General features: G+C 55.4%; 23 protein-coding genes. 10 read left to right on the top strand and 13 right to left on the bottom strand.

Annotated features, from left to right (window positions below):
* The first annotated feature begins 363 nt into the window (after nucleotides 1–363).
* From RMR16_RS22405 to RMR16_RS22385, 5 genes are read left to right on the top strand one after another with little or no spacing between them, the layout of a single operon-like run.
* Nucleotides 364–1527 (top strand): isovaleryl-CoA dehydrogenase, encoded by a 1164-nt coding sequence (locus RMR16_RS22405; protein ID WP_320197819.1) that lies wholly within the window; start codon nucleotides 364–366, stop codon nucleotides 1525–1527.
* Complete coding sequence (locus RMR16_RS22400; RefSeq protein WP_320197818.1) at nucleotides 1527–3134, top strand: carboxyl transferase domain-containing protein; 1608 nt, start codon at nucleotides 1527–1529, stop codon at nucleotides 3132–3134. The genes RMR16_RS22405 and RMR16_RS22400 overlap by 1 nt, the downstream gene beginning before the upstream one ends.
* A 10-nt stretch (nucleotides 3135–3144) precedes the next feature.
* The gene (locus tag RMR16_RS22395; RefSeq protein ID WP_320197817.1) at nucleotides 3145–5133 is read left to right on the top strand and encodes an acetyl/propionyl/methylcrotonyl-CoA carboxylase subunit alpha; all 1989 of its coding nucleotides are present in this window, start codon (nucleotides 3145–3147) and stop codon (nucleotides 5131–5133) included.
* Complete coding sequence (locus RMR16_RS22390) at nucleotides 5126–5992, top strand: hydroxymethylglutaryl-CoA lyase (protein ID WP_320197816.1); 867 nt, start codon at nucleotides 5126–5128, stop codon at nucleotides 5990–5992. Before RMR16_RS22395 ends, RMR16_RS22390 begins: the two co-directional genes overlap by 8 nt.
* A complete protein-coding gene (locus RMR16_RS22385; RefSeq protein WP_320197815.1) occupies nucleotides 5982–6779 on the top strand; it encodes a crotonase/enoyl-CoA hydratase family protein in 798 nt (265 codons plus the stop codon). Before RMR16_RS22390 ends, RMR16_RS22385 begins: the two co-directional genes overlap by 11 nt.
* A 6-nt stretch (nucleotides 6780–6785) precedes the next feature.
* Here the strand turns inward: RMR16_RS22385 and RMR16_RS22380 are convergent, their stop codons facing one another.
* From RMR16_RS22380 to pcaD, 8 genes are all read right to left on the bottom strand, one after another.
* Nucleotides 6786–8012, bottom strand: a complete 1227-nt coding sequence (locus tag RMR16_RS22380) for an NAD(P)/FAD-dependent oxidoreductase (RefSeq protein ID WP_320197814.1) — start codon at nucleotides 8010–8012, stop codon at nucleotides 6786–6788.
* A 92-nt stretch (nucleotides 8013–8104) separates the two neighbouring features.
* Nucleotides 8105–8665, bottom strand: a complete 561-nt coding sequence (locus RMR16_RS22375) for a type 1 glutamine amidotransferase domain-containing protein (protein WP_320197813.1) — start codon at nucleotides 8663–8665, stop codon at nucleotides 8105–8107.
* 42 nt (nucleotides 8666–8707) lie between these two features.
* Nucleotides 8708–8929: a hypothetical protein gene (locus RMR16_RS22370; RefSeq protein ID WP_320197812.1), complete on the bottom strand. Its 222-nt coding sequence runs from the start codon at nucleotides 8927–8929 to the stop codon at nucleotides 8708–8710.
* A gap of 208 nt (nucleotides 8930–9137) precedes the next feature.
* A complete protein-coding gene (locus RMR16_RS22365) occupies nucleotides 9138–10190 on the bottom strand; it encodes a 3-carboxy-cis,cis-muconate cycloisomerase (RefSeq protein WP_320197811.1) in 1053 nt (350 codons plus the stop codon).
* Nucleotides 10191–10198: 8 nt separating this feature from the next.
* Complete coding sequence (gene pcaG / locus RMR16_RS22360; RefSeq protein WP_320197810.1) at nucleotides 10199–10819, bottom strand: protocatechuate 3,4-dioxygenase subunit alpha; 621 nt, start codon at nucleotides 10817–10819, stop codon at nucleotides 10199–10201.
* A 1-nt stretch (nucleotide 10820) separates the two neighbouring features.
* Nucleotides 10821–11561: a protocatechuate 3,4-dioxygenase subunit beta gene (pcaH, locus tag RMR16_RS22355; RefSeq protein WP_320197809.1), complete on the bottom strand. Its 741-nt coding sequence runs from the start codon at nucleotides 11559–11561 to the stop codon at nucleotides 10821–10823.
* Entirely contained in the window at nucleotides 11558–11965 is a 408-nt protein-coding gene (pcaC, locus tag RMR16_RS22350) for a 4-carboxymuconolactone decarboxylase (RefSeq protein ID WP_320197808.1), read from the bottom strand. The genes pcaH and pcaC overlap by 4 nt, the downstream gene beginning before the upstream one ends.
* A gap of 3 nt (nucleotides 11966–11968) precedes the next feature.
* A complete protein-coding gene (gene pcaD / locus RMR16_RS22345) occupies nucleotides 11969–12766 on the bottom strand; it encodes a 3-oxoadipate enol-lactonase (RefSeq protein ID WP_320197807.1) in 798 nt (265 codons plus the stop codon).
* Nucleotides 12767–12859: 93 nt separating this feature from the next.
* On the opposite strand from pcaD, the gene pcaQ reads away from it, so the two are divergent.
* Nucleotides 12860–13798 (top strand): pca operon transcription factor PcaQ, encoded by a 939-nt coding sequence (gene pcaQ, locus RMR16_RS22340; RefSeq protein ID WP_320197806.1) that lies wholly within the window; start codon nucleotides 12860–12862, stop codon nucleotides 13796–13798.
* Here the strand turns inward: pcaQ and RMR16_RS22335 are convergent.
* Nucleotides 13768–14529 carry an IclR family transcriptional regulator gene (locus RMR16_RS22335; protein ID WP_320197805.1) on the bottom strand — a complete coding sequence of 254 codons (762 nt, stop codon included), beginning with the start codon at nucleotides 14527–14529 and terminating at the stop codon, nucleotides 13768–13770. The two genes, pcaQ and RMR16_RS22335, sit on opposite strands and share 31 nt — an antisense overlap.
* 131 nt (nucleotides 14530–14660) lie before the next feature.
* On the opposite strand from RMR16_RS22335, the gene RMR16_RS22330 reads away from it, so the two are divergent.
* The 3 genes from RMR16_RS22330 to pcaF are packed head-to-tail and all read left to right on the top strand — an operon-like array spanning nucleotide 14661 to nucleotide 17278.
* Complete coding sequence (locus tag RMR16_RS22330; RefSeq protein ID WP_320197804.1) at nucleotides 14661–15368, top strand: 3-oxoacid CoA-transferase subunit A; 708 nt, start codon at nucleotides 14661–14663, stop codon at nucleotides 15366–15368.
* Nucleotides 15365–16069: a CoA transferase subunit B gene (locus tag RMR16_RS22325; RefSeq protein ID WP_320197803.1), complete on the top strand. Its 705-nt coding sequence runs from the start codon at nucleotides 15365–15367 to the stop codon at nucleotides 16067–16069. The genes RMR16_RS22330 and RMR16_RS22325 overlap by 4 nt, the downstream gene beginning before the upstream one ends.
* A 3-nt stretch (nucleotides 16070–16072) precedes the next feature.
* The gene (gene pcaF, locus RMR16_RS22320; protein ID WP_320197802.1) at nucleotides 16073–17278 is read left to right on the top strand and encodes a 3-oxoadipyl-CoA thiolase; all 1206 of its coding nucleotides are present in this window, start codon (nucleotides 16073–16075) and stop codon (nucleotides 17276–17278) included.
* A gap of 19 nt (nucleotides 17279–17297) precedes the next feature.
* On the opposite strand, the gene RMR16_RS22315 is transcribed toward pcaF, so the two are convergent.
* From RMR16_RS22315 to RMR16_RS22305, 3 genes are read right to left on the bottom strand one after another with little or no spacing between them, the layout of a single operon-like run.
* Entirely contained in the window at nucleotides 17298–18209 is a 912-nt protein-coding gene (locus tag RMR16_RS22315; RefSeq protein WP_320197801.1) for an amino acid ABC transporter substrate-binding protein, read from the bottom strand.
* Nucleotides 18206–19114, bottom strand: a complete 909-nt coding sequence (locus RMR16_RS22310) for an amino acid ABC transporter substrate-binding protein (RefSeq protein ID WP_320197800.1) — start codon at nucleotides 19112–19114, stop codon at nucleotides 18206–18208. The genes RMR16_RS22315 and RMR16_RS22310 overlap by 4 nt, the downstream gene beginning before the upstream one ends.
* A gap of 38 nt (nucleotides 19115–19152) precedes the next feature.
* Nucleotides 19153–21270: an EAL domain-containing protein gene (locus RMR16_RS22305; protein ID WP_320197799.1), complete on the bottom strand. Its 2118-nt coding sequence runs from the start codon at nucleotides 21268–21270 to the stop codon at nucleotides 19153–19155.
* Nucleotides 21271–21909: 639 nt separating this feature from the next.
* Here RMR16_RS22305 and RMR16_RS22300 point away from each other — a divergent pair.
* The gene (locus RMR16_RS22300; protein WP_320197798.1) at nucleotides 21910–22836 is read left to right on the top strand and encodes a methylenetetrahydrofolate reductase; all 927 of its coding nucleotides are present in this window, start codon (nucleotides 21910–21912) and stop codon (nucleotides 22834–22836) included.
* A 26-nt stretch (nucleotides 22837–22862) separates the two neighbouring features.
* Here RMR16_RS22300 and RMR16_RS22295 read toward each other — a convergent pair whose 3' ends face one another.
* Nucleotides 22863–23984 (bottom strand): citrate synthase/methylcitrate synthase, encoded by a 1122-nt coding sequence (locus RMR16_RS22295; protein WP_320197797.1) that lies wholly within the window; start codon nucleotides 23982–23984, stop codon nucleotides 22863–22865.
* Between the last annotated feature and the right edge of the window lie 67 nt (nucleotides 23985–24051).

The following is a 24051-nucleotide window of genomic DNA, read 5'->3' as shown; positions in this document are numbered from 1 at the left end:
GAAAAATTAATCTTGGGGTAAAAAACCTGCAAATCCGGCAGCAAAAAGGACGCAATCATGACCCAAATAAGGCGAAAACGTGGCGAAGCGCACTTGCATAGCTATAATTAATGTTCTGCGACTTCTCATATATGCAGCAAACCGCATCTTCCAGTGACAATCGCGTGATTCTGGCTCATTTACCCTCTTAAGTTTTACCCCACAATGGAAAATGCAAGTTGTTCAGGTGGAACTATCCGTTGTTCCAGCGTAGCATGAGCACAAATCACGCGGTCGATCCGTTGGATTTGCACGACAGATAACAGCGACAAGCCACTGGGGAGAGTGTCTGGCTGATATCTGAAACATGGGAGGAGATGTGGAATGTTCGCCAGCTCCATGAGCTTCGATCTGGGTGAAGATATCGCCGCATTGCGCGATCTGGTGCACCGCTGGGCGCAGGATAGATTGAAGCCCATCGCCGCCGATATCGATAAGCGGAACGAGTTTCCCGCAGAGCTGTGGCGCGAGATGGGGTCTCTCGGCTTTCTGGGCATCACGGTTCCTGAAATTTACGGTGGCGCGGACATGGGGTATCTGGCGCACACGGTTGCCGTGGAAGAAATCGCCCGCGCTTCAGCTTCGATCAGCCTCAGTTACGGTGCCCACTCCAATCTTTGCGTCAACCAGATCAAACTCAATGGCAATGCGGAGCAGAAGTCAACATATCTGCCCAAGCTGATTTCCGGCGAACATGTCGGCGCTCTGGCGATGTCCGAGGCCGGCTCCGGTTCAGACGTGGTCTCGATGAAGCTGCGGGCAGAGAAGCATGGCGATCACTACAGGCTGAACGGCACAAAATACTGGATTACCAACGGGCCGGACGCGGACACGCTGGTCGTCTACGCGAAAACCAATCCCGATGCGGGCAGCAAGGGCATTACGGCCTTCATCGTCAAAAAATCGATGAGCGGCTTTTCCACCAGCCCGCATTTCGACAAGCTGGGTATGCGCGGCTCCAACACGGCAGAACTCATTTTCGATGATGTTGAGGTGCCGGTGGAAAACATTCTTGGCGAAGAGGGCAAGGGTGTGCGGGTGCTGATGTCCGGCCTGGATTATGAGCGCGTCGTGTTATCCGGCATCGGCACCGGCATCATGGCCGCCTGCCTTGATGAAATCATGCCCTATCTCAAAGAGCGCAAGCAGTTCGGCCAGAGCATTGGCAGCTTTCAACTGATGCAGGGCAAGATCGCGGACATGTATACCGCGCTGAATACCGCCCGCGCCTATATGTATGAAGTCGCCCGCGCCTGTGACCGGGGCAAGGTGACGCGGCAGGATGCTGCCGCGTGCGTACTTTATGCCTCAGAGCAAGCTATGCTGGTGGCGCATCAGGCGGTGCAGGCCATGGGCGGTGCTGGTTTCATGAACGAAACGCCGGTCAGCCGCATCTTTCGCGATGCCAAACTGATGGAGATTGGTGCTGGCACCTCTGAAATTCGCCGCATGCTCATCGGCCGGGAATTGATGGAGAGCCAAGCATAATGAGTGTTCTGAAATCCTCCATCCTGACAAACAGCGAGATATTTAAAACCAACCGCACCGCCCATGAAGCAGCCATTGAAACCGTCGAAGACGCCGTGGGCATCGCCATGGCTGGCGGCGGAGATGCGGCACGTACCCGCCATTTGGCGCGGGGAAAGTTGCTGCCGCGTGATCGAGTGATGAGGCTGATCGACCCCGGCTCGGCATTTCTGGAGATAGGTCTCACCGCTGCCCACGGTGTTTATGACGCACCGGTGCCGAGTGCTGGCCTGATCACCGGCATCGGCAGAGTCTGCGGGCTGGATTGCATGATCGTCTGCAACGATGCGACCGTGAAAGGCGGCACCTATTTTCCGTTGACGGTAAAGAAGCATCTGCGTGCGCAGGAGATCGCGCAGGAAAACCATCTTCCCTGCATCTATCTGGTCGACAGCGGCGGCGCGAACCTGCCCAATCAGGATGAGGTGTTTGCAGACCGAGACCACTTTGGGCGCATCTTCTACAATCAGGCGCAGATGAGCGCGCAGGGCATTGCACAAATCGCGGTCGTCATGGGGTCGTGTACGGCAGGCGGCGCTTATGTTCCGGCCATGTCGGATGTGACCATCATCGTGCGCGACCAGGGAACGATCTTTCTGGCTGGACCGCCCTTGGTGAAAGCCGCGACCGGCGAAATCATTTCTGCTGAAGAACTGGGCGGCGGTGATGTGCATACGCGCCTCTCCGGCGTTGCAGACTATCTGGCTGAGAATGACGAACACGCGCTGGCTCTCGCACGTCAGGCCGTGGCCAGCCTCAATCGTACAAAACCCGCAACCGTCTCATGGCAAACCGCGGAAGAGCCACTTTACGATCCGCAGGACATCCTCGGCGTCGTACCTGCGAGCCTTAGAACGCCCTATGATATTCGCGAAGTCATCGCCCGTGTTGCAGATGGCTCGCGGTTCGATGAGTTCAAGGCGCGTTTCGGCGAAACGCTCGTCACCGGATTTGCGCACATCATGGGGTGCCCGGTGGGCGTCGTTGCCAATAACGGCATCCTGTTCAGCGAGGCTGCGCAAAAAGGCGCGCATTTCATTGAGCTATGCTCACAACGGAAAATCCCACTCATCTTCCTGCAAAACATCACTGGCTTCATGGTGGGCCGCAAATATGAGAATGAAGGCATCGCCCGCCACGGTGCCAAGCTGGTGACGGCGGTGGCAACGACTTCCGTTCCCAAAATCACCATGCTGGTTGGCGGCTCCTTCGGCGCCGGCAATTACGGCATGGCAGGCCGCGCCTATTCCCCGCGTTTTCTCTGGACATGGCCGAACAGCCGCATCTCCGTGATGGGTGGAGAGCAGGCGGCTGGCGTTCTGGCGACCGTGAAACGCGAGGGCATGGAGCGCGCAGGGCAGAGCTGGAGTGCAGAGGAAGAGGCCGAGTTCAAACGCCCGACCATCGATATGTTCGAGCGGCAGAGCCACCCGCTTTACGCTTCCGCCCGGCTTTGGGACGATGGCATTGTCGATCCGCGCAAGACCCGAGAAATTCTGGCGCTCAGTCTTTCGGTTTCGCTGAATGCACCGATTTCCGACACCCGTTTCGGCATTTTCCGCATGTGAGGAGTGAGCGATGTTCAGAAAAATACTCATCGCCAATCGCGGAGAAATCGCCTGCCGGGTCATGACCACCGCACGCCGTATGGGCATAAAGACGGTCGCGGTTTATTCGGATGCCGATGCTTTGGCCAAGCATGTCAGCCTTGCCGATGAGGCGGTGCGGATCGGCCCGCCGCCCGTTGCCGAAAGCTATATCGACGGCAAAGCCATCATCCATGCTGCCTTGAAATCCGGTGCCGAAGCCATCCACCCCGGTTATGGTTTTCTGTCCGAAAATCCGGATTTTGTCGACGCCGTTGAAAACGCCGGACTGGTTTTCATCGGCCCACCCGCAAGCGCCATTCGCGCCATGGGCCTGAAAGATGCGGCAAAGTCACTGATGGAAAAGGCCGGTGTGCCTGTTGTGCCGGGTTATCATGGTGGTTCGCAGAATCCGGAATTTCTGAAAAACGAGGCCGAGCGGATTGGTTATCCTGTCCTGATCAAAGCCCGCGCCGGTGGCGGCGGCAAGGGTATGCGGCTTGTGGAACAACCGGAGGATTTTCTGGCATCGTTGGAAAGCGCGCAGCGTGAAGGAGCGAAAAGTTTCGGAGACGCCGCCGTTCTGGTGGAAAAATACATCACATCGCCTCGGCACATCGAAATCCAGATATTCGCGGATAATTTTGGCAATGTTGTTCACCTGTTCGAGCGCGACTGCTCTCTGCAACGCCGCCATCAAAAGGTGATCGAAGAAGCCCCTGCCCCCGGCATGACCGACAAGGTTCGCAGCGTCATGGGTGCAGCAGCCATCGAAGCGGCCCGCACGATTGGATATCGTGGTGCAGGCACGATCGAATTTATTGCCGATGGCAGTAAGGGACTTCGGGCGGATGGTTTTTGGTTCATGGAAATGAACACGCGCCTTCAGGTCGAGCATCCCGTTTCGGAAGCCATCACCGACCTTGATTTCGTGGAGCTGCAATTGCGCGTCGCAGCGGGCGAAACACTGCCTTTTGTCCAAGACGATCTCAAGATCAACGGCCATGCTTTCGAGGCACGCCTTTATGCGGAAGATGCCTCACAAGGCTTTCTTCCGGCCGTTGGAAAACTGGAGCATCTGCGCTTTCCCGATGGCGCGGGATTCGAAAAAGCGGCCGTTCGCATCGATAGCGGTGTTCGCTCGGGCGATACGATCACGCCTTGGTACGACCCGATGATCGCAAAAATCATCGTGCATGGAGAAAATCGAGAGGCCGCACTGCGCAAACTGACCGATGCGCTAACCTCCACCGAAATCGCCGGGACAGTCACCAATCTGGCCTTCCTCACGGCACTGTCTCGTCACGAAGGTTTTGCCAAGGGTGAGGTCGATACGGGGTTGATCGGGCGCGATTTGGATCAACTGATAGAGCCGCAACCCACTCCGCCATTTGGATCAACCGTCGCCGCCATGATCCTCAGCGGCCTTCTCGATCCACCTGAAAGCACCGATCCTTTCGACCTACTGCGCGGTTTTCGCATTTGGGGCAATTCCAGCCTTCAGATTGTACTGGTCCATGAAGCAACCAAAGAAAATGTCGCCCTCAAAATCGATGGGCCGTTCATTGAAACGGAAAGCGGCAAGCGCTTTCAGATAACCCGCAATGCAGATGAGATAACGGTAGACGAGGAAGGCCATCGCAAATCATTCCGCATGTTCCGGCAGCGAGATATGGTCCATCTCTTTATTGATGGGCAATGTTTCTCGTGGTCAAGGTTCGATCCGTCCATTCAAGCAGAAGGTAAGGAACACGGTGGCGACGATGTTGCTGCGCCGATGCCGGGTCTTGTGGCCAAGGTGTTTGTCGAAAAAGGCCAGTTGGTCCACAAAGGCGATGCGCTGCTGATACTGGAAGCGATGAAGATGGAGCATCTGCTTAGCGCGCCGAGAGACGGAACAGTTGCAGAGCTCAACGTGACATCTGGACAACAAGTCAGCCACGGCGATTTGCTGGTATCGTTCGAGGTCGACAATGGCTGAGACCGTGACGATCTTCGAAGTCGGACCGCGTGACGGCCTGCAAAATGAGAAAGCGCTCCTCAGCACCGCTGACAAGATCACCTTGATCGACATTTTGTCCGAAACCGGCCTTCGAAAAATCGAAACGACCAGTTTCGTCAGCCCGAAATGGGTGCCACAAATGGCCGATGCTGCGGACGTGTTGGCTGGTATCCAACGCAAGAAAGGCATCGTTTACGCCGCCCTCGCCCCCAATATGCGCGGCTTTGAGGCGGCCATGGTCGCAAAAGCGGATGAGATCGCAGTTTTTGCATCGGCCTCTGAAAGCTTCAGCCAAAAGAACATCAACTGTTCGATAGAAGACAGCATAAAGCGTTTCGAGCCGGTGCTGGATGCTGCGCGTGAAGCAGGCATTCCCGTGCGCGGTTATGTGTCCTGCATCACGGATTGTCCTTATGACGGCGCGGTGCCGCCTGAAAATGTATTGGATGTCAGCCAAAAGCTTCTTGCCCTCGGCTGCTACGAAATCAGCCTCGGCGACACAATCGGCGCGGCAACACCGGAGAAACTTGCGCCTCTGTTACAACTGCTCTGCGATCAGATCGACGCAAGCAGACTTGCCGGCCATTTCCACGACACCCGAAACCGCGCACTGGACAATATGGAATGTGCGCTCGCATTCGGCATTCGTACCTTTGATAGTTCGGTCGCTGGTCTGGGTGGATGCCCTTATGCGCCGGGCGCGAAAGGCAACGTCGCGACGGAAGCAGTTGTCTCGCGTCTTTCCACTTTGGGTTATGAAACGGGCGTGGACATACACAAGGTGGTAAAAGCCGCCTCCTTCGCCCATAAGATAACAGGAGCCACGCATGAGCTATGAAACATTGCGGGTTTCCCGAGACGAGCGCGGCGTGGTCGCGCTGACACTCAACCGGCCAGAAAAGCGCAATGCCATGACGGCGGCGATGATTGCCGAATTGACGGATTTCGCTGCCAAAGCCAATGCCGACGATACGATCCGCGCTATCGTTCTTTCCGGCAACGGCCCGCTTTTTTGCGCCGGTGGTGACCTGTCATGGATGATGGCTCAAATCGAGGCGGATCGTGAAACACGAAAGTGGGAAGCACGGAAGCTGGCCCATATGCTGAGAGCATTAAACGAGTTGCGCGCACCATTGATCGGCAAAATCCACGGCGCTGCCTTCGGCGGCGGCATCGGTTTGGCGTGTGTTTGCGATGTTGCGATTGCCAGCGACGAGACGAAGTTCGGCTTTACCGAAACCAAACTCGGCATCATACCCGCAACGATAGCGCCCTACGTTCTGGCAAGAATGGGAGAAGCATCTGCGCGCCGCGTGTTCATGTCCGCGAGAATATTCCAGTCCGAAGAGGCCAAGCACCTTGGTTTGATCAAGGCCGCAGTGGCCGCTTCTGAACTCGACGCTGCCGTAGAATTCGAGATCGCGCCTTATCTCAATGTCGCCCCCAAAGCGGTGGGACGCGCCAAGGCCCTTGCGAGCTCGCTGGGAAATAAAATCGATGACAGCGTCATCGAAGCCAGCATTCACCAGCTTGCGGATGCTTGGGAAACAGATGAAGCCAAGGAAGGCATTGCCGCCTTTCTGGAAAAACGCCAGCCTCGGTGGGTTAAAGAAACCGGCGGTTAGTTCGATTCAGGCAAAGGCAAAAAGCTCCGCATCCGGGTCTTGTCCACCGTTGACCGCTGCTGAGATAATCTCTGCTGCAATCTGACTGAACGTAATGCCGTTTCCGCCGAAACCCATCACCGCATAGACATTGTCCATGCCTTGCACGGGGCCGATCAATGGAAGGCCGGTTGTTGTGGTTCCAAAAGCAGCGGCCCAGCGATATTCAGGCGCACCGATATCCTTGCCCAACAACTTTGATAGTTTCACCCGGATCGTATCCGTTTTGGCCTTCAGTTTGGTTTCAGACTGGAAAGCCTCCGGATCATCCTCATCTTCGCCACCGGCGATAACGCGGCCATGATTATCCGTGCGTAGATAGAGATAAGGGTCTGATGCCTCCCAGACGATGTGATCTTTAAGCCAAGACGGCAAAGATGTCTGCGGGCGGCTGGCCAGTGCCCATGTGGAAATGATCTGATGGTTTTTGTTGGCAAGGCTCTTTAAAAACTCATAGCCCGTGCAGAACACAACATGCGATGCGCTTAATAGCTTGCCATCCGATGTCGCAAGGACAACGTCTGAGCCAAAGTTTCTGAGGTCAGTGATCTCAACGCCGGAAACGATTTCAGCACCGCGTTTCACGACATCGCGCAGGAGGCCCGCCGTCAACTGCCCAGGATTGGCAGACGCGGATATGTCGCTCAAGATCGCGCCTTCACGCATCAGGCCATATGTCTCTTCCAAAACCTCAGAAGACAAAAACTCCGCAGTGATGCCCGCTTTTTCTCGCTGTGCCACCTCGTTTTTCATTGCCCGAATGCCGAGTTCGTCGCCTGCCAGATACAATGTCTTTTTGCGCCGCATGGAACAGGAAATATCGAGGGAGCGGGTGATTTCCTCCAAGCGAAGAACCGCCCTTGCAGAGCGCTGCCAGGCACGCGCAGCCTTCTCCTTGCCAATCATTTTTTGCAATTTGTGCAGCGGAATATCGATTTCGTGCTGAATCATCGCAGTGCTTGCGATGCTGCTGCCCCTCACCGGCTCGCGGCGGTCGACAATCAACATGGATTGGCCCGGTCGTGCCAAGGCATGTGCCGTTAGCGCGGCGCTGATACCAGCACCGACGATAATCACATCGAAATGGGACATTGAAGGGCTATTGCGCGTTCGCACCGATATGCGCGGGCTATCCAGCCACAGCGGCTGTGATTCCCTCAAATCACGAGATTGGGTCAGTTGCTGCTCTGTCATGGACACTCTTTCGCGCGCTGAAAAATGGATGGCCAAAGGGACTGCACGAAAAAAGAGCCGCCATTTGATTGGCGGCTCCCTGGTTTTATGGATCAGGCTGCGCGTCGCTCGTGGCGGCCTTCTTCAATTTCTTCGACAATCTTGCCCACAAAGGCATCCAGATCATCTGGGGAGCGGGACGTGATGATGCCCTTATCGACAACGACCTTCTCATCTTTCCAGATGCCGCCTGCGTTTTTTACGTCGGTCTTGATTGAGCCGTAAGATGTAACCTGCAAACCCTTCACGGCATCGGCTTCGATAAGGAGCCAAGGCGCATGGCAGATGGCGGCAACGACCTTGCCGGATTCAACGAAGTCGCGCACGACGCGCATTGCGCCTTCGTCTGCTCTCAGCTTATCCGGGTTGATCTGGCCGCCGGGAAGAACAAGAGCGTCGAAATCCTCGACCTTTACAGCCTTCGCCGAAAGATCGACGTCGATGCTGTCTCCCCAATCTGCGCCGTCCCAGCTTTTGATCTGGCCGTCCTTGATGGACGCGATTTTGACATCCGCACCCTTACGCTTCAGCTCTTCATAGGGCACGCGCAACTCGGAGCGCTCGTAACCATCCGTCGCGAGAATGACGATTTTTGCAGAATTGATAGCCGTCATGGCTTTCTCCTTCTATTGATCGTTTGCAAATTGTTTGAAAACTCAGGACGCTTCATCCGAATTAACCGAGGGCAAAAAGAACTCGACATCATTTCGAACTTTTTCATCAAGAATGCCGACTTTCTCTGCCCAAAAGCGCTCTGCCTCCGCCGGTTCGTGATCGTACTGACGAACAAAGGTCTTGTTGTCGTCAATCATCACCTGACGTGTTCCGCCAAGGAGCATGTATTCTTCCGCAAGCTTTCGCGTTTCGGTCTTTTCCATGGTTTAGCTCCTCTTGGACAATGGACGGAGAGCACTGGATGGGTGAGAAGCTCGACTGCCGTTTCGTTGGCCATCAGGGGAAAACGGAAAAATCCTGATGTTCTTCGGCACCATCATGTCCGTTTGACACAGCGGCTCTCCTGCAAAGTGAACGTGTCCCTTGCACAATGGTTCCTGAAAAATTCAGATCAGATTTTTTGGAGAAAGGTCAGTTGCCGAGTGCTTCAATCTGTTTGGTCAACCGCTCGGCAGACATAAGCGCGCTGCCGGTTGCAGCAACCATTTGCGGCAGAACCAGCCATTCCAGCATCCATGCTGCACCTGAACGTTCCTGCTCATGCACCATGGATTGATGCAGGGCCGAAACCTGCACGGCATTGAAGCGTGCGAGTGCCACCAGCGTTTCCGCCACCACCGGATTTTGTTTGTGCGGCATGGCGGACGAGCCGCCACCACCGGAAAGGCGAATTTCCCCGCCGACCTCGGCAAGCAAAGCGATATCCTGCCCGAACTTGCCGAGCGACCCGGTGACGAGAGACAACAGATTGCCAAACTCAACGATGCCGTCTCGCTGGCTGTGCCATTGTGTCGTATCGGTAAGATCAAGTCGCTTTGCCAGTTCAGTGCGAACGGCTGATGCCTTGTCGTCAAATTTTTCCAATGTGCCTGCCGCACCGCCGAACTGAAGGGCAAAACCGCGTTCCAGCAAAACATGCAGGCGCGTTTCATGGCGGCAAAGTGGCTGTTGCCAACTGGCCACCCTATCAGCAACGGTCATGGGAATGGCGGCCTGCATCCGCGTGTAGCCCATCAAGGCTTTCAGCCCATCACGTTTGGTAAGATTTTCCAAACCTGAAATGCAGGAAGACAAACGCGTACCGATAATAAAAACAGCGGCTTTCAGGCGCAGCATCAGGCTCGTATCGATAACGTCCTGACTTGTTGCGCCAAAATGCACCTTTGCCGCTGCATCCCCGCCCACGGCTGCACGCAACTGCCGCACCAATTCGGGGATGACCACGCCGTCTTTTGCAACGCCGTCTCGCAAGGCGGCGTAGTCGATCGAAGCGGCTGCTATACCCTTTACGATGCGTGCGGCATCCGCTTCTGAAATTACCCCTGTCGCGGCTTGCGCTTGAGCAAGAGCGCATTCAAAGCGCAACATGGCCTCGACGTCCGCTTCTGCGGAAAACAGCGCCGCGATTTCCGCGTCACCGAAAAGACCGCTGAGGAAAGGGTGTTCAAAAGGGGAAAAGCTCATTTTACATCTCAAATGTCGAAGAAAACCGTTTCTCGATCACCTTGAAGGTGAATATCGAAACGATATGTACTGCCTTCTTCCTTTTTCGCAATCAGCGTTGCCAGACGTGACTTATGCTCGACGCGGGCCAAAACCGGATCGGCAGCGTTCGCATCTCCCTCTTCCGGGAAATACATGCGTGTATGCAGACCAATATTGATGCCACGCGCCACGATCCAGAAGGTTATATGCGGGGCCATCCAGCGCCCATCCTTGAAAGGCACCTTTCCGGGCTTGATGGTTTCAAACAGGAATTCGCCGGTGTCCATATCGCCCGGAGAACGGCCCCAGCCCGAAAAACCTTGATCCGCCGTGCCACGCGTCTCGCTGGGACTATTATAAAGCCCCTCCGCGTCCGCCTGCCAGATTTCGACAAGGGCGTCCTTCAACGCATTGCCGCCGCCATCATAAACCGTGCCGCGGATGCTGATGCGTTCGCCTTTTGCGTTGTCATTATAAAGTGCCGAGGAACCAAGATCCTCGGCAAATATGCCGTGAATGCCGACGAAGTTGGGCGTGCAACCGATGTGAACATATGGCCCGGCGGTCTGCGACGCGCTTTCCTTGAAGTAATAAAGCGGCTGAACCATCTCAGTTACCCTCCATCCGGTTTTCAAAAAGGGTGGAGCGGCGTCCGCGCAGCACGATGTCGAATTTATAAGCGCGCATATCCATGGGGATTGCGGAGGTCATGTCCAGCGCTGCAACAAGACGCTCGATTGCCGCCTTGTCCGGAATGGTTTTGACGATCGGACATTGCCAGATCATCGGGTCGCCTTCGAAATACATCTGGGTAATCAGGCGCTGTGCAAAACCGTGACCGAAGACGGAGAAGTGAATGTGGGCGGGGCGCCAGTCGTTCACACCGTTCGGCCACGGATAGGCACCGGGCTGGATGGTCTTGAACCAATAATAGCCATCCGCATCGGTAATCGTGCGGCCAACGCCCCCGAAATTCGGATCGATGGGCGCAAGATATGTCTCTTTTTTGTGGAGATAACGGCCACCGGCATTGGCCTGCCAGAATTCCACCAGAGCACCGTCAACACCCTTGCCGCGCTCATCCAGAACACGGCCATGTACCAAAATGCGTGGACCGATGGGCATTTCGCCGGGGCGGGCGTAATTGAGGATGAGATCATTATCCAGCGGGTTGAGCATACCATGCCCAAAGACCGGACCGGTAATCTCACTTTTCGTGCCTTCCAACGAAATCAGGGCGCGTTGAGGGGAGCGTAGAATCGAAGTCTTATATCCCGGTGTCAGAGCCGGAGGGTGAATGCTGCGGTCTCTGGCAAAAAATGGTCCGGTTTCCGGCGGTGAATTCGTCATTTCTTTTCCTCCTCCCGCAAAGATGCAGCCCGCATATCGGCGAGCGTGTTCTTCGCAATCTTGAAAGCATGATTGGCAGCGGGAACACCAGCATAAATCGCAACATGCATCAGCGCTTCGCGAATGTCCTCTTCCGTCGCACCCGTATTGGCGGTGGCGCGCACATGCATGGCAACTTCCTCATCTTGGCCAAGCGCTGCCAGCAACGCAATCGTCACCATGGATCGCTCCCGCTTTGTCCATTGCGGGCTGGACCAGACATTTCCCCATGCCGATTCCGTTATCAGTCTTTGGAAAGGTTGATCAAACGGCGTGGAAGCTGCCTGTGCGCGGTCCACATGGGCGTTGCCCAGTACCTCACGGCGGGTCTTCATTCCGGTTTCGAACCTGTCAGCATCAGCCATGTGTCAAAACTCCGGTAGGGATTTGAGGAAAGTGCGGGCGGCCAGCGCATAGGCTTTCGGCTGCTCCAGACACGGAATATGTCCGCAATGCTCAATGATGGTCATGCGACTATCGGGTATAAGCGCAGCCAGCGAACGCACGAGATCAGGCGGTGTCGAACCATCGCCATCCCCGGCGATACACAGCGTAGGAACAGCGATCTTTCGTGCGAGTTCGGTAAAGTCCGCATCGCGGATGGCGGCACACGTCCCCGCATATCCTGATGCGTCCTGACGGGTCAGCATGGTGCGTGCGCCGAGATAGGTCGCATTCTTCGGCTGGCGAAATGCAGGGGTAAACCAGCGCTCCATCACGCCATCGACCAATGGCGCGATGCCATCCTGCTCGATTTTTCCAATGCGGTCATTCCACATAGCAGGGGTGCCGATCTTGGGCGCCGTATTGCTGAGGATGAGTGCACGGACCAGATCAGGACGGCGTGCGTAAAGCCCCTGTGCAATCAACCCACCGACAGAAAGCCCCCAGATAATTGCCTGTTTTATGGCGAGGTGATCCAGCAGGTCGGCCAAATCATCAACGTGATCATCGATGGAATAAGGTGTGTTTCCGGCATCGGATAAACCGTGCCCGCGCTTGTCGTGCAAGACATAGGCATAGTCGTCGCCAAGCTCCTGCATGACCGCATTCCATATGCGAAAATCAGTGCCCAGTGAGTTGATGAAAACGATGACGGGTTTCCCGTCTTCCAGACCAACGGCGCGATAATGGATCGCCTGCGCGCCAGACAGCAAAAATTGCATGTTCACATTCCTCCTACGGACGATATTGCAAGATCGAAATGGTTAAGTAAAATGAGTTTATTGACAAAAATCATAACCCATAGATTATGAGTTATGATCGATTCACGCATAAAATTTCGTCACCTCCAAACCTTCGTAGAAATCGCCCGCCAGAAAAGCGTCATGCGGGCAGCGGCGATTTTGCATGTCAGCCAGCCAGCGGTGACGAAAACCATCCGCGAGCTGGAAGAAGTGCTGGGCGTCTCCTTGTTTGAACGGGACGGTCGCGGCATCAAGCTCAGCCGGTATGGCGAGATCTTTTTGAAACACGCTGGTGCGACGATGACGGCCTTGCGGCAGGCCGTGGATTCGGTTTCGCAGGATGCGGCGAAAAGCGGCATTCCGGTTAGAATCGGAGCTTTGCCGACGGTCTCTGTCAGCATCATGCCGCAAGTCATGCTAAGTTTCCTTAAGGAAGATACCGGCAGCACGGTGAAGATCGTGACCGGAGAAAACGCTGTTTTGCTGGAGCAATTGCGCGTGGGAGATCTCGACCTTGTTGTGGGGCGTCTTGCCGCGCCTGAAAAGATGATCGGCTTTTCTTTCGAGCATCTTTATTCGGAGCGGGTGCGTTTTGTCGTGCGGGCCGGTCATCCTCTCCTCAAGGAAAACGCGGCTGTTTTTGAGCGGCTTCACGAATTTCCTGTTTTAACGCCAACGCGCAACTCTGTCATTGGCCCGGTGGTCGATCAATTTCTGCTGGCGCACGGCGTCACGCCGCTGCCAACACAGATTGAAACAGTATCAGATGCCTTTGGCCGCGCTTTTCTGAGAATAAGCGACGCGATCTGGATCATTTCCGAAGGCGTGGTCGCTGCGGATATCGCAGACGGAACGCTTGCCACGCTGCCTCTCGAAACTGCCGATACCAGCGGCCCGGTAGGATTGACGATGCGGGCTGACACTCAGCCGTCCTTGCCGCTCTCCCTCCTCATGCAAACGATCCGCGAAACGGCAAGATATCAGACCAGCATCCGAGCCAGCTCGGATTGAACGCTGAGCAATGGTGGCAGATAGCGCTCCACCAGTTCATCCATAGACGCCGCTGTGGCAGGCAGGCCCACATTCAACGCCGCCACCGTTTGCCCACGGACGTTTTTGAGCGACACGGCAATGGAGCGCAACCCGACCTCCACTTCCTGATCAATCAACGCATAGCCGCGAGCCTTCGTCGCATCCAGTTCCACCATCAGCATTTCGATGTCCGTAATGGTGCGACCCGTCCGCGCTTCGAGATGAGATAGGCCCAAAATCCTCTCCCTGCTGGCCATATCCAGCGCCGCCAGCAGAACCCGCCCCATGGACGTACAATAAGCTGGCAGGCGCGAGCCAGGCATCAATGCGATGGACATGACGCGCCGTTGCGCGGCGCGGGCGACATAGACGATTTCCGTTTCATCCAGAATGGACACAGACGTGCTTTGGCCGATCTTTTCAGACAGGTCATCCAGCAGCGGCTGGACGATGCGCGGCAGGGGCATGGTGGCGAGACACCCGGTTCCCAGGCGCAAAACCTTCGGCGTTACGGTGAAAAACTTTCCATCATAAGCAGCATATCCCAGCTCGGCCAAGGTCAACAGGCAACGCCTTGTCGTCGCGCGATCCAGACCGGCAATCTCGGCCGCTTGCGAAATGGAAAGACGTGGATGCTCGGCGCTGAAGGCCTCGATAACCTTCAAACCCTTGGCGAGACCACTCATCAAATCTCTTTCGTTGGCGACCATCAAGCTCATCCATTTTGTGCGATATACGAACAAAAGTTATATATCGCACAAAATGGTTGCAGTCGAGCCCGTTTCGGATTTACCTCCCGTCTGCGGCAACGGCACATCGTGGACCGCTAAGGAGGCAGTGTATGGACAAAACGATCAAAAGCGCCGCTGAGGCGGTTTCCGCCATCGGCGACGGCGCGACGGTGATGATTGGTGGTTTCGGCGGCTCTGGCGCACCGATTGAATTGATCCATGCGCTGATCGACAAAGGCCCCAAGAACCTCACCGTGATCAACAATAACGCCGGAAACGGGCGTATTGGTATCGCAGCGATGATCGATGCGGGCATGGTGCGGAAAATGATCTGCTCCTTCCCGCGTTCATCCGATCCACGTGCTTTCACCGACAAATATCTGGCCGGCGAAATTGAGCTGGAACTCGTGCCGCAAGGCACGCTGGCGGAGCGCATCCGCGCCGGCGGCGCCGGTATTCCGGCGTTCTACACACCGACCGCCTATGGCACGGAACTGGCAGAGGGCAAGCCGATCGCGGAATTCGATGGTCGCCATTACGTACAGGAACGCTGGCTGAAAGCGGACTTCGCCATCGTCAAGGCACATCTCGGCGATACGCATGGCAACCTGACCTACAGCAAGGCTGGCCGCAACTTCAATCCACTGATGTGCATGGCGGCGACGACGACAATCGCGCAGGTTTCCAAGCTCGTTGAGGCGGGCGACATAGACCCGGAGCAGGTCGTTACCCCCGGCATCTTCGTGAACGGCGTTGTCCAGATTTCCAATCCGCAACAGGAAGAAGACCTCATTCGCGCAGGAGTGGCCTACGCATGACTACTGACACACATCCGCTCAACACGTTTGAAGACCTCAAACTGTCCAACGCCCAGATCGCATGGCGTGCCGCGCAGGACATTGCCGATGGTGCCTATGTCAATCTCGGCATCGGCTTTCCGGAAATGGTGGCGCGTTATCAGCCCCCGGGTCGTGAGGCTATTTTCCACACGGAAAACGGTGTCCTGAACTTCGGTGAAGCGCCGCCGGAGGGCGAGGAAGACTGGGATCTGATCAATGCGGGCAAAAAAGCAGTTACGCTGAAGCCAGGTGCCGCTTTCTTTCACCATGCGGACAGTTTTGCCATGGTGCGTGGCGGGCATCTGGATGTAGCGATTCTTGGTGCTTATCAGGTGGCGCAGAATGGCGATCTCGCCAATTGGCGCGTCGGCTCCAAGGGCGTTCCTGCCGTGGGCGGGGCAATGGACCTTGTGCACGGCGCAAAACAGGTTTTTGTCATCACCGAACATGTGACGAAAAAGGGCGAGCCCAAACTTGTTGAAAAATGCGCTTTTCCGCTGACAGGCGTTGGCTGCATCACCCGCATCTATACCAGCCATGCGGTGGTGGACGTGGTGGATGGACATTTCGTTTTGCGCGAAAAAGTACCGGGAATGAGCTTTGACGATTTGCAAGCCATGACGGGTGCCACGCTACACACAGACGGTCCTGTTACCGATCTTATTGCGCCGGAGCTTTGACAGATGACTGAAGCCTATATTTGCGATTATATCCGCACACCCATTGGCCGTTTTGGCGGTGCGCTGTCTTCGGTGCGCGCCGATGACTTGGGAGCCGTTCCGCTCAAGGCGCTTTTGGAGCGCAACAGGTCGGTGGACTGGGAAGCCGTCGACGACGTGATTTTCGGCTGCGCCAATCAGGCGGGGGAAGACAACCGCAACGTGGCGCGTATGTCCCTGCTACTGGCAGGCCTGCCAGTGTCGGTCACGGGCACAACCATCAACCGTCTTTGCGGCTCGGGCATGGATGCGGTCATCACCGCCGCCCGCGCCATCAAATCCGGTGAGGCGGAACTGATGATTGCTGGCGGCGTGGAAAGCATGAGCCGCGCGCCCTTCGTGATGCCAAAGGCGGATGCGGCTTTCTCTCGTAACGCCGAAATCTACGACACCACCATTGGCTGGCGCTTCGTCAACCCTGCGATGAAATCGCTCTATGGCGTGGATTCCATGCCGGAAACAGGCGACAATGTCGCTATAGATTACGAAGTTTCCCGCGAGGATCAGGACGCTTTTGCGGTGCGCAGCCAGCAAAAGGCGTCGGCAGCGCAGGCAAATGGACGATTGGCAAAAGAGATAACGCCCGTTTCCATTGCGCAACGCAAAGGTGATCCACTCGTCGTCTCAAAAGACGAACACCCGCGTGAGACCAGCCTGGAAGCGCTGGCGAAACTGAAACCCATCAACCGCATGGATGGCGCGACCGTGACTGCGGGCAATGCCTCCGGCGTCAACGATGGCGCGGCGGCTTTGATGATCGCTTCTGCGGCAGCGGTGAGGAAATACGGCCTGACACCGCTTGCCCGCATTCTGGGTGGTGCGACGGCTGGCGTTCCGCCGCGCATCATGGGCATCGGCCCTGCACCGGCGTCTCAAAAGCTTCTGGCTCGATTGGGCTTGAAGCAGGACGCACTCGATGTGATCGAACTCAACGAAGCTTTCGCCTCGCAAGGGCTGGCAACGCTGCGCCAGCTTGGCATTGCCGATGACGATCCACGCGCCAACATCAATGGCGGCGCAATTTCGCTCGGTCATCCGCTGGGCATGAGCGGAGCGCGTATCGCCGGCACTGCCGCACTTGAACTTTCATTGACCGGCAAGAGCAAGGCTCTCGCCACCATGTGCATTGGCGTCGGTCAAGGCATCGCAATTGCGCTGGAGAGGGTGTAAACCCTCGTCGTCCAGACCCTCATTGTATGGAAGCCGGATTTGCGAAGGCGTTTTTCAACATGTCGCTCATGGGCATGTGAAGGCTGACACCAATTTCCGGAATCTGGCTTTCAAACCACCGCGCGTAGATTTCTGCACCCTCTGGGCTTTTGTAAATCTCTCGAAGAGCGTCGTTGACAGCTGTGGCAAACTCGGTGTCGTTCAGCCGCATCATGAAACCATAGGGCTGAGCCTCCGTGACCTTCTCTTTCGAAAGGCTATATTCACTCGGATTTTTCGATTGAGCGATCATCATGCTCAACAACACTTCATCCATCGCGAACGCTGAAACGCGTGCATCCTTCACCATGTCAAAAGCCGACTGCAAGCCGTCCACCGGGACGACGGATATGCTGAGCTTTTGGGTGCGATTGATTTCGGTGATGTCGCTGACATTGACCGTTCCCAAAGCCACACTGACAGACCGGCCTTTCAGGTCCGCCACTGTTTGAAGCCCATTTTTGGCAAGAGACACATAACGGGTGGCTCCATAAAAGTGGCTGAGCGCGAAATTGGCGCTCTTGCGGCGCTCCGCAGTGTTGGTGCTACTGTTACATTCAATATCGATGTTGCCCTCGTTGAGCAGTTGAATGCGATTGCTGGGTGTGCGCGGCACGAACTCGATTTCGATTGTCGGTATATTCAGTCGCTCCCGCAGTTTCTCCGTCACCCGCCGACATAAATCGATGGAATAACCGACGATCTGCCCATCCGGCGCTGTAAACGAAAATGGAGCCGTTGCGCCATATCCAATGCGGATTTTACCCGTTTTGACAATCCGTTCGAGCGTTGGCATCTCAAAGTTTGAAGCGGCGGCGATGGGAGCGGAAAGACAAAGGATTAGCAAAGCCTGAAAAGCAGCGGCTGAGACTTTACACAGGCTGTGCTTCATTGCAGATACTCCGTCGGCTCGCGAAATGCTGCTTCCAGTTCTAGAGACATGGGAAGGTTGAAATTGCGACCGTCGGGCGGCAAAGGCGACATGAACCACTTGTTGTAGATTCGGTTGATTTCGCTGCTGACAAACAGTTTTCGCAGCCCTTCGTTCACGACCTTGTTGAAACCCTCATCCCCCTTGCGCATCAAAATTCCATATGGCTCGGGCGGGCCAAAGGTTTCAGATGAAATCATGTAGTCACCCGGAGACTTGGAAAACGCAATCTGTGCTGCCAGCAAAACGCCGTCCATCACGAAAGCAGACGCCTTGTTGCTCTCAACGAAACTGAACCCTTCGGAGTTCTGTTTTGCCAACATGACGGAAATATTGAGATTCTTGGCGCGATTGAGGTTCTGCAACTGCCCTATGTTGACGGTACCGGTCGTGGACACCACCGTGCGTCCGGCAAGATCCTCGATCTCATTCAAATTGCTTGCTTTTTTTGCTGCAAAGCGTGTGGCCGTAATGAAGTGCGGATAGGAGAACGCAACCTGTTCACGACGCTCGGCATTGTTGGTGGTGGCGCTGCATTCAAGATCGATTTTGCCCGTTTTCACCAGCACAAATCGGGTCGCGGTCGTTGCGACAACATAGTCGATGTTGATCTTTTCCAGCTTGAGCTGGTTGCGAACATAATCGGCAATATAGTTGCAAAGTTCGATTGTGTATCCCAGCACCTTGCCGTCGGGCGTCCTGTAAGCGAACGGAACTTCGTCTTCGCGATAACCGATCGATATCGTTTTCGTGCGGCTGATTTTTTCCAGAGTGTTACTGTCATTGGCATGTGCCACCGAAGCTGAACCACCAACCATCTGAGCAATGCAGGCGGTTGAAACAACTCCGTAAAAAAGCGCTTTCAAAAGCTTTTTCTGTATGCATGAAAACTGGAGATATCGCATTACGTTACGCTCCTGGCGATGAAACCTTTCGAGGGTAGATCTTGATACATGCGGTAAATATCATCGATGTTTGCGGGACGTCCGAGGTGATATCCCTGTGCCAGTCCACAGCCTGACGCGCTGATAAACTCGAGTTGCGCTTGAGTTTCGATGCCTTCTGCGGTGGTCTCAAGCCCCAGTGTGTTAGCAAGCTGGAGAAGAGAGTTGACGACAGCGCGGCTTTCGGCGCGTTCCTCCAGGTCCATCACAAAACTGCGGTCGATTTTGATTTTGGTAACAGGCAATGTCAGCAGATAACTGACCCCGGAATACCCCGTTCCAAAGTCGTCCAGCGCGATGTTGACGCCCAAAGCCCTAATCGATTCAAGAACGTCACGACATTCAGATGCGGAAATATGCATACTTTCGGTGAGTTCCAGCTCCAGACGGTGTGCCGGAAGGCGACTGGCGTTAAGAGCGGCCCTCACCTTTTTTGCCAGATCGCGTTGCTGAAGCTGGACAGGTGACACGTTGACCGCCAGGAACGTATCGGACGGAAGGTCTGCGGCATCGGCGCAAGCCTTGTTCAACACCCAATCGCCAATCGCGACGATCTGGCCTGTTTTCTCGGCGACAGGAATAAAATCCGCAGGAGAAACCCAACCAAGCTTCGGGTGCCGCCATCTCAAAAGGGCTTCGAAACCAACAGGCTCTGATTTTGAAACGGAGAATATCGGCTGATAATGCAGCTCGAACTCTCGATTGCGTAACGCCGAGTCCAGGTCATATTGCATGACATGGCCGCGTTCGCCGGACATTTCCATGCCCTGTTTAAAGAACCGGAACGTCCCTCGCCCCTCTGATTTTGAGGCGTAGAGCGCGATATCCGCCTTTTTGAGCAACTCCGATACATCGCTGCCGCGAAGGGCTTCCGTACAAATGCCTATGCTGGTGCCGACGGACACTTCTTTACCCAAGAGAACGAAAGGCCGCGCCACGGACTGAATAATTGCCGAAGACAGCTTGCTGGCTTCCACTAAAGCGTCCTTGTGCACGACTTGCAGAATTGCGAACTCGTCGCCGCCCAGACGAGCGGCAACGTCACCCTGCTTCATCAGCAAAAGCAACCGTTCTGCAAAAGAGGCAAGCAGCGCATCACCGCTCGCATGTCCCAAACCATCATTGATGGATTTGAAACGGTCGAGGTCCAGCAACAGGATGTTGAAACGGTGCCCGTCCCGCTCCACCCTGGTAATCATTTCTTCGAGTTTGCGGTCGAAGAAGGCGCGGTTGGGAAGCCCGGTCAGCGTATCGTGATGGGCGAGATGCTCCATCTGTTTTGCGACATCGCGGACTTGCCGCAAATGCTCACGCTCCACAACGGCCTCCCGCAATACTTCGATCGCAACCGCGAAACGGCCTATTTCATCGTGGCGGTTTTGAAACGGCGTGACGGATCGCGTGTCGTCTCGCGCTATCCGCGTCAGCGCGCTGACGAGGGAAGGCACAGGTTTAAAAACCTGTCGCATGATGAGCGTCACGATCGTGCCGGTCAGAACCAGAATCGTCAAAAGCAGGAAGAATGAACCGCGTAAAAGCTGGTTCTGCGTTTCCAGCAAGGCGGTAGCTTCGCCTATCGTGGACACGAGTGCACCGTGAAGCACGCCTTTCGGCGTGATCACCGGGACATAAGCAATGAAATGCCTGATATCGCCGATTTCGGCAAACCCGACAAAGAAATGGGCGGGATCGGTTTCATCAGGAAGCGATAGGCCAGTGCCGTTATTTCCGCCGAATGCCTCGGCCGAACTCACGAATGGCAGGTCGCCGGCACCCTTTTGAAAAAGCCAGATATTATTCTTCGTCTGGGCGGCAGCAAGACCCAGCACGTCAGCCGGGTTGAAACCGGTGTCGAGTATGGAGGCATCGTCACCCAGTGGCCGTTCGCTGATGATCTTGGTAATCTGGCCATCATCAGCGCTATCAATAGCGATGAACGTATATATGGAGCGGATTGCAGAACTGGTAACCTGCGCATTCATTTCAGCCTGACGGCGCCATTGCTCAAGCGAATCCCGCTCCACCATGACCCAGCCGATTGTCGCGCCGACAACATAGGCAAGGACCACGCTGGACACGAGGAACGCGTTGATTTTCCAAAAAAGTGAGTGATACCACACAAGCCGCGAATGGCCCGTCTGTGAATCGCCAGCCTCCCGCTCAGCTTTGTTCAAATATGCGACCATTTTGGCCTAAAACCTTTTCCCCGAAGTTGCAGGACCTTACGGGGGCGTGTCTTAATCCTTGCTTTAAAAGGAAAACAAAAATTACTGTTTGGCACAACCATTCCGAGGCATGGCAAATAAAATCTAAAGAAAAAGTTTGATTTTTTGTTTTCATCTATCGCATTGCCCAGATGCGCCGCACGATGAAGGCAACCGCTGCTGATCAAATGGGAGCCGTCTGATCAGCGTATCTTGAATCTACATCGAAATACTCCACTCACCGCGCCACGCAAGCAGACGGTCCAGCAACCCGTTCTCAGACATGCAGCACGATGCTTCACTTTTTCTCATACCACTCCCGCATTTGCGCCCATTTACGAAGCCATCGCATCACAGATATGTTTTGCCGCACACGAAATATCAGCAAATCCGAAAACACCCTATGTATTCACGCGATCGTCAAACAATCGGCTATTCCCGCTTCAACCTGAAATCATTCCAGATGGCATATGCTCCTATGAGTACGTGCCGAATTACAAAGAGGAATTTCCGATGGCCTTGCTGACTTTCATAGATCGATGGAAGCAAAAGGCGGTTCAAAGCCGCGCGGACGGCACCGGCCCTTTTAATGCCTGGTCGATTGAGGTCATGCCGCGAACAGCCGCTAAAGTAGATGATTTCAAAGCGATTTTGCCGGTCGGAACGCGGGTTTATATCGCGCATATCGCGGGAACGCCGATTGAAGACATGATCGCAACGGCAAAACGCATAAGCGATGAAGGCTTCACCGCCATGCCGCATTTTCCAGCCCGCAGTATTCCGGACGTGGCAACACTGGAAAACTGGATAAAACGCTACAGCGATGAAGCTGGCGTTACCGAAGCGCTGTTACTTGGCGGTGGCGAGACACGGCCTGCTGGGAGCGTCCACAGCTCCGTCCAGCTCATCGAAACGGGGCTTTTCGACAAATATGGCTTCAAGCGCCTGCATGTTGCGGGGCATCCCGAGGGAAACAAGGATATCGACAAGGATGGTTCGACCCATCAGGTTGATGCCGCCCTGAAATGGAAGACGGATTTCTCCACCAGAACAGATGCCCAGATGGCAATCGTGACGCAATTCGGCTTCGATGCGCGGGCCGTAACGGACTGGGCCGACCGTATTCAGAACGCCGGTGTCACATTGCCCATTCATGTCGGTATTGCGGGGCCGGCCAAGCTTCAAACATTGATCAAATTTGCGATTTCCTGTGGCGTGGGGCCTTCACTCAAAGTTCTGCAAAAACGGGCATTGGACGTCACCCGCCTGCTCACGCCTTACGAACCAACGGAGTTTGTTTCCGCCCTCGGACATCACAAGGCACAAAACCCCAACACACTGATCGAGCAGTTACACGTTTTTCCGCTGGGCGGGATAAGGGCTGGAGCGGACTGGATGAACAGGAACGTAACCGATCAGGCCAGCAAACGCAGCGCCTGATCGGATCATTGTTGTCTCCACTGTCGTCATTTCGCGTCCGGCATTGGCCCGATATAACGAGACTGCGGGCGGATGAGCTTTCCGACATGCTCCTGCTCCAGAACATGCGCCGTCCAACCGGCCATGCGCCCGGCGGCAAAGACGTTGGTAAAGCTTTCACGCGGGAAACCGACGGCTTCCAGAACCAGTGCCGTGTAAAATTCCACGTTGGTTTGCAGCGGGCGCAGCGGCTTCTTTTCCGCCAGCAAAGCCAATGCTTCCAGCTCGACAGCCTCGGCAAAACCGATACGGCCTCCACTGTCACGAAGAGTGCCAACCGCTTGTTTCAACACATCAGCACGCGGATCGCGCACCCTATAAATCCGATGGCCGAAGCCCATCAAGCGCTCACCCCGCGCCAGCGCATCAACCAGCCAAGGGTTAATACGGCTGTCTTCACCGATAGCATCCAGCATATCCAGCACCGGACCGGGCGCACCACCGTGGAGCGGGCCTTTCAATGCGCAAAGCGCACCGATGACGGATGAGAACATGCCAGCTTTTGTGGAAGCAATGACCCGCGCCGTGAAGGTGGACGCGTTCAGCCCATGATCGGCCACTGTCACCAGATAGGTGTCCAGCGCCTTGACTTTTTCAGGTGCGGCTGGCGTTCCATGCAGCATATAGAGGAAATCAGCGGCTTGGCTCAACGTGGCGTCTGGGGCAACAGGTGAAAACCCTGCGCTCATACGGGCAATGGCGGCTGCGAAAACTGGCACGGCGGCAACGGCCAGCACATGATGAGCTTCCGGCTCGGCATCTGCGAGAGACGACAACAGCAGCCGCAAAGCCTCGATTTGCGACAGATTATCTGTCGTCGGCAATAGCTTTTCGACCGATGAGAACGCACGGGTCCGTGCCTGCCCAAGTGCAGCCCGAATGTCGGCCTCATCACTGGGTCCATCGGCCAATCCACGCCAAAGCAAGGCGAGAACGGCCTCAAAACTCCAGTTTGCAAGCTGATCCAAATCGTAACCACGCACGATCAGGCGTCCCGCAGCACCATCGACATGGCTGAGAATGGTTTCGGCAGCAACGACATTCTCCAGACCGGCAGAGGCAGGTTCTGGAACGAGTGTTGGCGATTGGATTTTCGATTGAGTGGTCATGGCATTCCTCACGGGTTGACTTCCATAAGAATGATGCTTGAATCAATATAATCAATCTTGATTCAAT

It is taken from the genome of Agrobacterium sp. rho-13.3, assembly GCF_033957765.2.
Taxonomy (GTDB): Bacteria; Pseudomonadota; Alphaproteobacteria; order Rhizobiales; family Rhizobiaceae; genus Agrobacterium.
This window is presented reverse-complemented; position numbering and strand designations above follow the sequence as displayed.